This is a genomic window from Aliiglaciecola sp. CAU 1673, from assembly GCF_029223185.1.
In the GTDB taxonomy this organism is placed as follows: domain Bacteria; phylum Pseudomonadota; class Gammaproteobacteria; order Enterobacterales; family Alteromonadaceae; genus Bowmanella.
Genome location: NZ_JARHUG010000011.1, coordinates 58,476 through 71,361 on the forward strand (window position 1 = coordinate 58,476; position 12,886 = coordinate 71,361).

The 12,886-nt window shown below is 51.7% G+C and carries 11 protein-coding genes and 1 pseudogene; 4 read left to right on the plus strand and 8 right to left on the minus strand.

What is annotated here, in order from left to right:
• Window positions 1-140: 140 nt before the first annotated feature.
• Window positions 141-947 (plus strand): annotated as a pseudogene (guaA, locus tag P2G88_RS11920) (glutamine-hydrolyzing GMP synthase); the annotation flags it as partial.
• Between the two features lie 45 nt (window positions 948-992).
• Here the strand turns inward: guaA and P2G88_RS11925 are convergent.
• The gene (locus P2G88_RS11925; protein ID WP_275796228.1) at window positions 993-1,208 is read right to left on the minus strand and encodes a hypothetical protein; all 216 of its coding nucleotides are present in this window, start codon (window positions 1,206-1,208) and stop codon (window positions 993-995) included.
• Between the two features lie 186 nt (window positions 1,209-1,394).
• On the opposite strand from P2G88_RS11925, the gene tadA reads away from it, so the two are divergent.
• Window positions 1,395-1,874, plus strand: coding sequence for a tRNA adenosine(34) deaminase TadA (tadA, locus tag P2G88_RS11930; RefSeq protein ID WP_275796230.1), 480 nt, complete (start codon window positions 1,395-1,397; stop codon window positions 1,872-1,874).
• Here the strand turns inward: tadA and P2G88_RS11935 are convergent.
• Both P2G88_RS11935 and mltF read right to left on the minus strand, forming a co-directional pair.
• Entirely contained in the window at window positions 1,871-2,023 is a 153-nt protein-coding gene (locus tag P2G88_RS11935; RefSeq protein WP_275796232.1) for a hypothetical protein, read from the minus strand. The genes tadA and P2G88_RS11935 overlap by 4 nt on opposite strands.
• Window positions 2,024-2,078: 55 nt before the next feature.
• The gene (gene mltF, locus P2G88_RS11940; protein ID WP_275796234.1) at window positions 2,079-3,494 is read right to left on the minus strand and encodes a membrane-bound lytic murein transglycosylase MltF; all 1,416 of its coding nucleotides are present in this window, start codon (window positions 3,492-3,494) and stop codon (window positions 2,079-2,081) included.
• A gap of 295 nt (window positions 3,495-3,789) precedes the next feature.
• On the opposite strand from mltF, the gene purL reads away from it, so the two are divergent.
• Together purL and P2G88_RS11950 are read left to right on the plus strand one after the other, a co-directional pair.
• Window positions 3,790-7,671 carry a phosphoribosylformylglycinamidine synthase gene (purL, locus tag P2G88_RS11945; RefSeq protein WP_275796236.1) on the plus strand — a complete coding sequence of 1,294 codons (3,882 nt, stop codon included), beginning with the start codon at window positions 3,790-3,792 and terminating at the stop codon, window positions 7,669-7,671.
• Between the two features lie 328 nt (window positions 7,672-7,999).
• A complete protein-coding gene (locus P2G88_RS11950) occupies window positions 8,000-8,134 on the plus strand; it encodes a hypothetical protein (protein ID WP_275796238.1) in 135 nt (44 codons plus the stop codon).
• On the opposite strand, the gene smrA is transcribed toward P2G88_RS11950, so the two are convergent.
• From smrA to P2G88_RS11975, 5 genes are read right to left on the minus strand one after another with little or no spacing between them, the layout of a single operon-like run.
• Window positions 8,131-8,715: a DNA endonuclease SmrA gene (gene smrA / locus P2G88_RS11955; protein WP_275796240.1), complete on the minus strand. Its 585-nt coding sequence runs from the start codon at window positions 8,713-8,715 to the stop codon at window positions 8,131-8,133. The two genes, P2G88_RS11950 and smrA, sit on opposite strands and share 4 nt — an antisense overlap.
• Before the next feature lie 45 nt (window positions 8,716-8,760).
• Window positions 8,761-9,333, minus strand: a complete 573-nt coding sequence (locus P2G88_RS11960; protein ID WP_275796242.1) for an ABC-type transport auxiliary lipoprotein family protein — start codon at window positions 9,331-9,333, stop codon at window positions 8,761-8,763.
• The gene (gene pqiB, locus P2G88_RS11965) at window positions 9,326-11,092 is read right to left on the minus strand and encodes an intermembrane transport protein PqiB (protein WP_275796243.1); all 1,767 of its coding nucleotides are present in this window, start codon (window positions 11,090-11,092) and stop codon (window positions 9,326-9,328) included. Before pqiB ends, P2G88_RS11960 begins: the two co-directional genes overlap by 8 nt.
• On the minus strand, window positions 11,079-12,257 hold the full coding sequence (locus tag P2G88_RS11970) for a paraquat-inducible protein A (RefSeq protein ID WP_275796244.1): 1,179 nt from the start codon (window positions 12,255-12,257) through the stop codon (window positions 11,079-11,081). The genes pqiB and P2G88_RS11970 overlap by 14 nt, the downstream gene beginning before the upstream one ends.
• 53 nt (window positions 12,258-12,310) lie before the next feature.
• Entirely contained in the window at window positions 12,311-12,784 is a 474-nt protein-coding gene (locus P2G88_RS11975; protein ID WP_275796245.1) for a nuclear transport factor 2 family protein, read from the minus strand.
• Between the last annotated feature and the right edge of the window lie 102 nt (window positions 12,785-12,886).

Sequence of the window (12,886 nt, forward strand, 5' to 3'; positions counted from 1 at the left end):
TTATCCTTATCTTATTGTCAGTATCCCTGACTCTGTCAGTCTGGTCGGTGCGCCAGCACGCTTAACGCTTTTGTGCGAACTTAATCGCGTTGGCAAGAATGACTTCTCTTTGTCTGTTTTGCTGCCGCCCATCCGCGATGGTGTTTGTGGACAACGGCCTGCTGCGCCTTAACGAAGGCAAGCAGGTGATGGATATGTTTGGTGATCACTTTGGTCTGAATATCGTCAAGATAGACGCCGAAGACAGATTCTTAGGCGAGCTGGCCGGCGTGGCCGATCCTGAAGCCAAGCGCAAGGTCATCGGCAAGGTCTTTGTTAACGTGTTTGACGAAGAAGCCGGTAAGCGCGCCAATGCCAAATGGCTGGCCCAAGGTACTATTTATCCCGATGTGATTGAGTCTGCCGGCTCGGCCACCGGCAAGGCCCATGTGATCAAATCACACCATAACGTGGGTGGCCTGCCCAAGGATATGAAGTTGGGCTTGGTTGAGCCGCTGCGTGAGCTGTTTAAAGATGAGGTGCGCAAAGTCGGCCTGGAGCTTGGCCTGCCTTATGACATGCTCTATCGTCACCCCTTCCCTGGACCGGGTTTGGGCGTTCGCGTATTGGGTGAAGTGAAAAAGGAATACTGCGACTTGCTGCGCCGTGCCGACGCCATCTTCATTGAAGAGCTGCATCGGGCAGATCTTTACAACAAGGTGAGCCAGGCCTTTACCGTGTTCCTGCCGGTACGCTCTGTGGGCGTGATGGGCGATGCCCGTAAATATGATTGGGTAGTATCATTGCGAGCGGTGGAAACCATCGACTTTATGACCGCCCACTGGGCGCATCTGCCCTATGATTTCCTGGGTAAGGTGTCCAACCGCATTATCAATGAAATCAACGGCATCAGCCGCGTGGTTTATGATATTTCCGGTAAGCCACCGGCCACTATTGAGTGGGAATAACCCAAAAGGCGCCCGAACAGGCGCCTTTGTTTTTTAAAGCAAAGATTAATCGTTTTTCAGATTGTCGAACTGGCGCTTCAGATCGTAGTTTTCATCGGTGACGATTTTCTCCAGCACCTGCACTCGCTCTCTGAGTTTTTCGATTTCCTGCTGCATTGGTCCAAGATCCTGAGCTTTGGGGGCTTTTTTATGTCTGGAGTTAACCAATTCCACTAGCGCCCAACATATGATGCCGACGATGGCGATGGCAGTAAGGTTCATAGCAATTCCTTATCTATATGAGGAGAAAACAATACTCTAAGCTCTATTGCAAAACCATAGCCAATCCTAAAAGTTTATATTTTTCATTGGGTTATAGATTTTTGTTGGAGATGAAGGGCATGTCAGTTGGTGAAACCCGCCATTGAATGGTAACTTTCGCCACATTAGTAGTTCAGTGGTTCTAAAGTGACAGACGATCAACGCTTTATGCAACATGCCTTGGAACTGGCAAAACAGGCCTGGCAGATGGGTGAGGTGCCGGTGGGGGCAGTGTTGGTGAAAGAAGGGCAGATCATTGGTCGTGGCTTCAACCAGCCTATCACCCACCATGATCCTTCTGCCCATGCCGAAATGCTGGCCATTCGGGAGGCGGCTGAGCATGTGGGCAATTACCGGTTGCTGGATACCACCTTGTATGTGACCCTGGAGCCTTGCCCTATGTGTGCTGGCTTACTGGTGCATAGTCGCATCAAACGCCTGGTTTATGGGGCCAGCGATGCCAAGACCGGCGCCTGTGGATCGCTAATGAATCTGGTTGACCATGAAGGACTTAATCACCAAGTGGATGTGACAGCAGGGGTGTTGGCTGAGGAATGCGGGACGTTGCTGTCGGACTTTTTCAAATGGCGCCGGGCCCAGAAAAAGCAGGAAAAGGCACAAAGCTAACCTTGCTGTGGGTGTTCCTGAAACAGCTCGGTGACCTGATATTGCTGGCGTCGTTGATGGACTTTTCGCATCACCCGTTTTAGCAGAAGCCGACGGCGGGTACTGTTGTGCCTGAGCATTCTTCCCTTTAACTTACCTTTTTTATTCAAATTTTATACCTTTTGCGGTTAAGCCCATTCGGTGGTTGATTAAGCCAGAGTAGGGCTACTGTGAGCTGTCTGTCTCAGCCGGGGGAGTCTCGTTTATGCTATCGTCTGAGATTTCCTCAGCTGCCAGGTCTTCAGGGACCTGCGCGGGAGCTGGCTTATTTTTCTGCTCGTCCAACCATACCAGAGTGTCATAATAGCGGCGAATATTGGCAACATAAGCTGCGGCTTCATCGCCGCGGGCGTAGCCATACTTTGTCGTGCGGTAATGCTTTTTCTGGCGTAGCAGTGGCAGGCGCTGTTTCACATCAACCCACAAATCCGGATTGCCACCTTGCCTTTGGGTTAGCACCCGCGCATCCTCCAGGTGCCCCATGCCGATGTTATAGGCAGCCAAAGCAAAATAAATGCGATCGGGGTAGGTAATGCGATCGGGAATACGGCGAATCAGATCCTGCAGATAGCGGGCGCCACCACTGATGCTCTGCTGCGGATCCAATCTCGATGTGACACCCAAATCCTGCGCGGTGGCCAGGGTCAACATCATTAAACCGCGTACGCCGGTGGCCGATTTGGCCATGGGATCCCACAGGCTTTCCTGATAAGCCATGGCTGCCAGTAGGCGCCAGTCGAGCTCGCCAGCATATTGCTCAAACCAGGGGCGATAGGTGGGCAGCACGTCATCCACGGCACGCATAAACAAACGGGTAGCCACATAGTTAAACTGTCGAACATGACCGTAATATTTGTCTTCCAGGGCAGCCAGCTTGCCATCTACATACAGGGTGCCAAAGTAATCGAGCATGGCGGCCATCAGTGAGTCATCGGCATTGGCATTCATGGCCCAGGCCACTCTTTGTTCTTCATGTAAGGTGAATCCCACCGCTAGTTCCGGATAGCGGCGCTGCATCACGGCCAGAATGTTAGAATCGGCTACGGTGTAGTCGTATTGTTCATCCAGCACCGCCTCCATCAATTCTTCCATGTCCATGTCTTTGGTTTCTTGCCATCTGAGGTCGGCATATTCCCCTTTCAAGGTGCGCAGGGTCGCCGCGTGGCTGCTGTCAGACACAACCATTAGCTCGCCGTCTATGTTTTCAATATCCCGGGGGCGGACATGTCCTTGTTTGTAAACCAGTTTTTGACTGACCAACTGATAAGCTGGGCCAAAGCGGTAGCGGGCTTCCCGCTCGGGGGTGACGGTTAAACCGGCGGCCAGCAGATCAAGATTCTGATTTTCCAGGTGAGAAAATGCTTCGTTGAGGCTGAAATAAGGCAGCACTTCCAACTGTACGCCGAGGTGTTCTGCAAAGCCTTTCACTAACTCGTATTCAAAGCCCTCGGGACCGCCAGGACCGGTGTAGTAAGTTGTCGGGCCATACAAGGTACCCACCTTAAGAACGCCGGCATCCAGCACTTGTTGCAGTTTGGGTTGCTTCGGAGCACTGTCACAGGCCCACAACATAGATAACATAAGCCCCATCAGCAGAGCGCGCCATCTTTGTGTAAGTGATTGTGCCAGGTACAAAAACATCAATGCTACAAGTGTGTTAGGTTGAATTGCCATTGTGAACAAAAATGCTTGGTTAAGCCAGTCCGCTCAGCCTGGTTTTAGCAAACACAAAGCGTTGAATTGGACTTGTGTTTTACCTTATCAGCGACCGCATTTTCCACTATAATGCGCCGCTGCACAGATAACCTGGGAACAGCAGCTGTCACAGTCCCTGTCAGGCAGTCCCTGTTTCCCCAACTCAGGTAAAAAGAAGCCTATGCTAGTTCTTCGTGGTGCCCCTGCCCTGTCAGATTTTAAGATTCAGAAGTTATTGGACCGTTTGCGCGCGCAGGATCTGCCCGTTACCGGCCTGTATGCAGAGTTTATGCACTTCGCCCATTTACAGGCGGATTTGCAAGATAGCGAGCTGCAAGTACTCAAGAGTTTGTTGGTCTATGGCCCTAAGGTGCAGGAACACGAGGGTGCCGGGATGATGGTGTTGGTCGTGCCAAGGCCCGGTACGATTTCGCCCTGGTCATCTAAAGCCACCGATATCGCCAGAAACTGTGGTTTAGGTAAAGTGCAACGCCTCGAGCGCGGCATTGCTTACTATGTGCAGGGTGTGGATGAAAGTCAGCGCCAAGCTGTCGCGGCATTGTTGCATGATCGTATGACCGAAGCGGTGCTTAGCGAGCTTCAGCAGGCCGATCAGTTGTTTGCCAAAGCCTCCCCAAGCCCGATGAACAGCGTGGATATTCTCGGTAAGGGGCGAGCTGCCTTAGAGCAGGCTAACGTGAAGATGGGCCTGGCCCTGGCTGAAGATGAAATCGATTACCTGTTTGATAATTTCACCCGCTTAGGCCGCAACCCTAACGATGTCGAACTCTATATGTTCGCGCAGGCCAATTCCGAGCATTGCCGTCACAAGATCTTCAACGCTGATTGGACTATCGACGGTCAAAAGCAGCCCAAGTCGCTGTTTAAGATGATTAAAAATACCTTCGAGCATTGCCCTGACTATGTGCATTCTGCTTACAAAGATAACGCCGCCGTGATGGAAGGCTCTGTGGCCGGTCGTTTCTTCCCGGTAGGGGAGCAGCGTGAATATCAATACCATCAGGAAAACATCGATATTCTGATGAAGGTGGAAACCCACAACCATCCTACGGCGATTTCGCCTTTCCCGGGGGCGGCAACCGGCTCTGGTGGCGAAATTCGTGATGAAGGCGCCACCGGCCGCGGCTCCAAGCCTAAAGCCGGGTTGGCAGGTTTTTCGGTCTCCAACTTGCGTATTCCTGGTTTCGAGCAACCCTGGGAAAATCAGTACGGTAAGCCTGAGCATATCGTTACTGCTCTGGATATTATGATCGAGGGGCCACTGGGCGCAGCGGCTTTTAATAATGAATTTGGCCGTCCTAATATCCTTGGCTACTTCCGCAGTTTCGAACAGCAGGTGGAGAGCCACAACGGCCTCGAAGTGCGTGGCTACCACAAGCCCATTATGCTCGCTGGTGGCCTGGGCAATATCCGTAGCCAGCATATTCAGAAGAACGAGATCCCGGTCGGTGCCAAGCTTATCGTACTCGGTGGCCCCGCCATGAATATAGGTTTAGGAGGCGGCGCTGCATCGTCCATGGCATCCGGGCAGTCAAACCAGGAGCTGGATTTTGCCTCGGTGCAGCGCGATAACCCTGAAATCGAACGTCGCTGTCAGGAAGTTATTGATAAGTGCTGGCAGTTGGGCGACAACAACCCCATTCAGTTTATCCACGATGTGGGCGCTGGCGGTTTGTCTAACGCTTTCCCTGAGTTGGTCAACGATGCTGAGCGTGGCGGTCGTTTCGAATTGCGCAATGTACCGAACGACGAGCCGGGCATGTCACCCTTGCAAATCTGGTGTAACGAATCCCAGGAACGCTATGTATTGGCGGTAGCCAGTGAAGATCTGGATACCTTTGCCGCCATTTGCGAGCGCGAGCGGGCACCTTTTGCGGTGGTGGGTGAAGCCACCGAAGAGCGTCACCTGACCTTAAGCGACAAGCATTTCGACAATAAGCCTGTGGACTTACCGTTGGATGTGTTGCTGGGCAAGCCGCCAAAGATGCACCGCGATGTTAAAAGTGCCAAGGTGCAAGGTAAGGCCCTGAATACCTTGGGTATTTCCGTCAGTGAAGCGGCCGAGCGCATTTTGCAGCTGCCCACCGTGGCAGAGAAGACCTTCCTTATTACCATTGGCGATCGCTCGGTAACCGGTTTGGTTAGCCGCGATCAAATGGTCGGCCCCTGGCAGGTGCCCGTGGCCGATGTGGCGGTAACCGCAGCAGCTTATGACAGTTACCATGGTGAAGCCATGGCCATGGGCGAGCGTACCCCGACTGCGCTGTTGGATTTCGGCGCCTCTGCCCGTATGGCAGTGGCCGAAGCCATTACCAACATTGCTGCTGCCGATATCGGCGAGCTGAAACGGGTGAAATTGTCGGCTAACTGGATGGCCGCTGCCGGTCATCCCGGTGAGGACGCCGGTTTGTATGAGGCGGTTAAGGCCGTGGGCGAAGAGCTTTGCCCGGCACTGGGGCTGACCATTCCTGTGGGTAAGGACTCTATGTCCATGAAAACCCGCTGGCAGGACCAGGGCGAAGATAAGTCGGTGACGGCACCGCTGTCATTGGTGATCTCTGCCTTTGCCAGGGTCGAAGATGTACGTAAGACAATGACACCGCAGCTACGCCTGGAAAAAGGTGACTCCAAATTAGTGCTTATCGATTTAGGCGCTAAACAAAACCGTTTAGGCGCGTCCTGTTTGGCACAGGTCTATCAGCAACTGGGTGACAAACCTGCGGATCTGGATAAGCCGGAGCTGCTGAGTGGTTTCTTCAATGCCATTCAGGCATTGAATCGTCAGGGCTTGCTGTGGGCTTACCACGACCGCTCTGATGGTGGCCTGTTTACCACCTTGTCTGAAATGGCTTTTGCCGGCAATTGTGGTGTGGATATCCAATTAGATGGCTTGGGTCAGGATGCGCTATCTATCCTCTTCAACGAGGAGTTAGGCGCGGTGATCCAAGTAGCTAGCGAGCAACTGAACAAGGTATTGACCACTCTTGAACAGCATGGTTTGGCAACCAATAGCCATGTGATTGGCGAGCCTGTATCGGCCGACAATCTGCGTTTCTCGATGGCGGGTGAGACAGTGCTGGAAAACAGCCGTACTCATTACCGTTTGCTGTGGGCTCAGGTTACGCACAAGATCCAGTCCATGCGTGACAACCCAGAGTGCGTTAAGCAAGAGCTGCAGATCAAATCCGATGCAGCCAATCCGGGCTTACACGCCAAACTCAGCTTTGATCCTCAGCAAGATGTAGCGGCGCCCCTTATTGTTAAAGGCATCAGACCCAAAGTGGCAATCTTGCGTGAGCAGGGGGTGAACTCTCACGTTGAGATGGCGGCGGCATTCAGTCGTGCAGGGTTTAGCGCTATCGACGTGCATATGAGTGATGTGCTGTCTGGCCGGGTGAGTTTAGAAGACTTCCAGGGACTGGTGGCATGTGGTGGTTTCTCTTACGGTGACGTGCTGGGTGCCGGGGAAGGTTGGGCTAAGTCCATCCTTTTCAACGATAAGGCACGAGCCCAGTTTGAGAGTTTCTTCCACCGTGACAACACCTTCTCCTTAGGTGTGTGTAACGGCTGTCAGATGATGTCCAATCTGAAAAGTTTGATCCCAGGTGCAGAGATGTGGCCGCACTTCGTCACCAACAAGAGTGAGCGCTTCGAAGCGCGCTTCTCCCTGGTGGAAGTCATGGAATCCAAATCCGTGCTGTTGCAGGGCATGGCGGGCTCACGTATTCCGGTTGCCGTTTCTCACGGCGAAGGGCGTGCTGAGTTTAGCAGTGCTGAAGTCTTGCAGGCGGCACAGGCCTCTGCCATGGCTATGCGCTTTGTGGACAATTATGGCCAGGTGACCGAACAGTATCCTGCTAACCCCAATGGTTCGCCGTTGGGGATCACCGGTCTCACCAGCAAGGATGGCCGCGCTACCATTATGATGCCCCATCCGGAGCGGGTGTTCAGGACAGTAGCCAACTCCTGGCGTCCGGATGAGTGGCAGGAAGATGGTCCATGGATGCGGATGTTCAGAAATGCCCGGGTATTTGTAGGATAAGTTGATTTTCGACAAATGCTGGTGTCCCTCGGGGCGCGGGTTACGCAAAAACGCCGGTCATTTACCGGCGTTTTTGCATATTTCTACTACTTTTTACCGATTTTTTTCATTTTCTTTGCTTAAGCTGTTGTTAAATAAAGGGTCTATGATTAGACTTTGTACAGTTCCATGTGGTTTCGATTGGCATAGGGAAGTGTTTGCCATTAGATGCGACTGTTTATCTCTGTTAACGCAGAAGATTCAAGACAAGCATCCCCAGAGGTGGTCATCGAATGGAACGCAGCAGAGCAGGGATTTGTAGACACAAAAATAATAACAGAGACAGTTTATGAACCGCTCTTCGAAAGGATTTGGCTTGGCCGGCGTTTTGTTCGCCGTGATCGTCATGATGCTGACCGCGTTTTTTGGGGCCAGAGCTGATGCCAGTCAAATCAACGAGCCAACAAGCCAGCTTCAGCGTTAACGCTTTCGGTGCATTTCACGGTTAGCCAATTTCTGTTGCGGGTTCTTACGCAGTAACACATAGGTGGCGCCCAAGCCGCCATGGTATTTTTGCGCCGTGTGAAAAGCCAGAATCTCCGGTATTTGACGCAACCACTGGTTTACGTAACTTTTTATCAGTGCTGGAAAAGGTTTGCTGTGCTTGCCAATGCCATGCTGAATCAATAGTACTCTCAAGCCACGTTTATAGGCAGACACAATAGTGTCAAACAGCTGGTTTCGGGCCATTTCCGGCCCCATAGCCTGCAAATGTAGTACCTCATCGATCTGGTATTGCCCGAGTCGCAATTTCTTAAATACACCTTCCTGAACCCCATCTTTCTTGAACACCAGGAAATCTTCAGGATCCACAGGATCGACTTTTTCTATACTCAGGTAATTGCCGTCTTCCAGCAAGTGACGCTCTAACGCTTGGCGTTTAAGTTGCTGCGCCAAGGTCGGTGCAAAATCCCCTTGGAGGACTACTTTTTCATCCTGCTTAAGAGGCCTCACATCTTGCATGGCTTCCAGAAACAGGCTTTCGGTATCTTCTCTGTCTGACATCTTTACCTCCCTTAAGCATTATACGCCCAAGGCAAGCCCAGTGGTTCAGCGAGACTCAATTTTCTGGGCTATCTGATTACCCAGTTGGCTAACCAAGGCACGCATTTGTGCGACGGCATGACGATAGCCATCTTCCTGCAGAGGCAAGCTATAAAGACCTTTGCCGCTGTCCACATTGTTACCATCGCTGCCGGTCAGCCAATAGTTGGCCTCAAGATGTACTTTGCCGTCATGGCCAATAAGGAAATGCACCACTTCAACCCGCAGGCGCAATTTTGCTTGCTCTGCCGTTGGTGCATGGGCTGCTACCACTTGGTACTTACTCAAATTGTGGTTTAGTTCCCGGCGCAGCGCTGCTTCAATGCCTTCAGACGGATTCTGCGCCCAAAGATGTTGTCGGGAGACTCTGAGTTCATGGGGAGCCACTTCCATGACCAAGCCATCTTGCTGCAGGTAACCAGGCAGCAATGGCAGCTCTAATACAATGGGCTTGGTTTGCGCTTTTGGGGAAGGCACAGTTTCGGTGCCCTGATCAAGCAAGTAATAGTGCAGCGCAACCGGCTCGCTGGCACAACCGGCTATTGCCAGCAGTAAGCTCAGCATCATGGTTTTATTCATTGCGACCCCCTTTGCGCAGCGCGGCTTTAGGTTGTGGTTCACCTGCTTCCCCTTCACTGAAAATTAAGCTGTTAGGCTGACTGTTTAACTGTTGCAGCAGCGGCTGTAACTGGCCCATGGTTTCTTCAAATTGTCGAATGGCCCGACGAAGCTCTTCATGACTGGAGGAACCACCTTTAAATGAACGACTGAGCTCTTCGATACTGACCAAGGTTTGATTTATCTGGCTGATCAAACCTTCGTTACTAACATTCGCCAATAGGCTATCTACCCCGGATAAGGTTTTTTGTATGCCTAAGAGCGTTGTGTCAGCAGTTTGCAGCATGTCTCTGGTATCAGAGGCCAGTGCCTCCAGAGGGAAGGCATGCAACTTATCTAACAGGGCGTCTACTTTCTGGGCAAGTTGTGATATTTCTCCGGAGATGGCCGGGATCACCCTGAGTCCCTGATATTGGGTCAACTCATCAACCGCCAGTTCAGGATAATGTTGCAAGTCCACAAACTGTCTGCCGGTCAGTAAGTTGCCGGTTTCCAACCTGGCTTTGAGCCCCAAATGGATCCAGCTATCTATTTGCTGGCCAAGCTTTTTCAATCCCTGCTCGTCATCGGTCAGGCCTACCAGACCGGGTTTAATCGAAATCAACACTGGAATACGGTATTCCGCATTCATCAGTTCTTGCGGTTTGTCGGTTTTTGGATTGATGGCAATTACCCGACCAACCACCAGTCCCCGGTATTCCACGGGAGCACCGGCCACTAAGCCTCGTACCGATTCACTCATCATCAGCATAAAGCTTTGCTCTTTGTCATAATCCATGGCCAGTGCGGCTTCCTGATCATGGTGGATATGAAAGAACACACGATCTGTTATCTGTTTGCCTAAGGGCAATCCCTCTGGCACGCCGAAGGTGACGCCATTAGTCAGCAAAGTCTGCAGATTCCCGGTTTGCATGCTCAGTCCTTCAGTGCCCAGTTCCACCTTAATACCACTGGCATTCCAGAAACGGGTATTCTCTGTAATCAGCTGATGATAAGGGGCTTCGATAAAGGCGTTGTAATACACCTGGCGTTCTTGATAATTGAAATAAACGTTCTCGAATTTGCCGACAGTCAGACCTTTATAAATGATGGGATCCCCCTCTGAGAAAGCAAACTCATCATTGCTGCCTAATGTCAGATGTAAGCCGGGGGCCCCCATGGGGGTTAAGGGCGGCTCATCTAAGCCTCTAAACTTGGTGGCGGTATGATTGCTTTTCCCGGGAGAGACCTCAATATAGGCACCGGAAAACAGTGTGGACAGCCCGGTGACGCCACTTAAGCTGATTTTCGGCGTGACCACCCAAATTGCAGCATCTTCGGTTAACAGAGGGGCGGCTTCTGCCGTCATCCTGGCCTTCACTAAGACGCCCTCAGAACCAGGGGCTAGGGTAATGGTTTTGACCAAACCGATATCCACATTGCGGGCTTTAAGTTTGGTCTTGCCTGCTTCCAGGCCTTCAGCGGAGTGAAACTCTATGGTGACGAGCGGACCCTGCTGGCTGAGCTCCAGATAAATCATCCACAGGCCAACCCCAAGGGCAACCAAAGGGATCAGCCACACTTTTGACCAGGATGAAGCCGTTTCGATACGGGCTTCTGTGGTAACGCGTCCCTTAGCGCGGGGTGTATCGGATGGTGCCGCTTCAGGCTGAGTCCCTTCGGACCGTGTCTCTTCAGACAGAGTCTCTTCAGAAGGGCTCGGCGTATTATCTGTTGTCATTATCAATTTCCCAGATGAGTCTTGCATCAAAGCTGTTGGCGGCCAACATGGTCAGAATGACCACGATGGAAAAGGAGACGGCAGCTGGCCCAGGGTAAACGGCCATGCTATTTCCCAGTTGGATCAGGCTGACTAAGATAGCCACCACGAATACGTCAATCATTGACCAGCGCCCGACGAAATCGGTCACTCTGAATATTTGTGTGCGCCACTTGCGCACAAAGGGGCTTTTGGTCTGAATGCTGTAGTTCAGCCAGGCCATGGCCACAAGTTTGCCCACGGGCACCAAAACACTGGCAACGAAGATGATAATGGCAATAGGATAGGAGCCTCCCTGCCATAAACTGATCACACCTCCCAAAATGGTGTTGGCTGTTTCCTGTCCCAGCAACCTTGTATACATGATCGGGAAAAGGTTGGCCGGGACGTAGAGAATGGTAGAGGCTAACAGCAGAGCCCAGGTGCGCTGAATAGTTTGTTTGGCAGGAGCTCGTTCAGTTCTTAATTGATGCCACTGCAATTCGCCCAAACGGCGTAGTTGGGCACTTAGCTGATGGTCATCAAGATAGAGAAAAGCGCCAATCAGAGACAAGGTAAACATGACATAGGCATAAAAAGACATGCCCAGTTCGATATCCGCCATATCTCCCACTTTGATCAAGCTGATCAGAGCACCCATCATAAAAATCTCGGCCATGCTCCAGGGCAGTAAGGCGAATATCAGTTTCTTAACCCAGGCACCGCGCGGGGGGTAGTGTTCCTGGCGCAAGAAAAAACTGAGATAGATCAGGCTGCAGAGGATAACCAAGGGGATAATGTAGATGGCCGCCAGTTGGATCCCCGCCAACATCACATAGCCTTGCTCTGCCAACAGACTGATGCTCATGGGTATGCTCATGTGCTGGACCTGTCCGCGCACCCCAAACACCATAAAGTCAAAGGGCAGGGAAGCCACCAGAAAGAAAAGGCCTGATAAGGAAAAAGCCAGAATTTTATCAATGGCCTGCTGATGATAAAGGGTCAGCAGGCTGCCGCAGCGCGGACACACGGCTTTTTGTTTGTGGCCAAGACGAGGCAGATTGACTACCAAGCCACATTCATGGCAGGAGATTTCCTGAGAGTGACTGGCACTGACGCTGCGGGTCAAAGGGGCATGCTGACTCAAAATGAAGTTCTCCAGTCTATCTGGACCCAAGTGAATGAAGCAAGTGCCCGCTATTACTCGGAAGGGGCTGTTTTACAGGCTGCCTGACCTTTATCGAAGACAATCCGCCACTGGCCATCTTTCTCTTTGCGCCAGATCGAGTTGAACTGAGCAAATTCCTCGCCTTTGCTATTAAAGACCGGGCCACTGCTGTGAGCCAATTCACCGGAGTTAAGTACTTCGACTTGTATTGGCTGCCAGGAGAAAGGTGCTTCTGCCTCTTCAAAGAAGCGTTTCCAGTGCTCGGCAACAGCCTGTTTGCCGCGCAATACGCCATTTCCGGAAAAGAATATTGCCTCTTCAGAAAGGAAAGCCTCAAAGGCAGGAAAATCACGATTCGCCATGCTGTCTGCAAAGGCCTGTTCGGTGGCCTTCACTTCATCCGCGACGGGAGTTGCTTGGGTAGCGAAGCTGACAAGCACCAGTAAACACCGTGCAGATAGTAAAAGCCTAAGTCCCATGGTCGTCCCAATATGTTTGTTTTTCATCAATTTACATGCTCTGACTGGTAACTGCCAGCGCATGACATTGTGTTTAGGAATATTTCCTCTGTTGCACCGCATCAGATTCAGTACTGGCTATACTGCTAA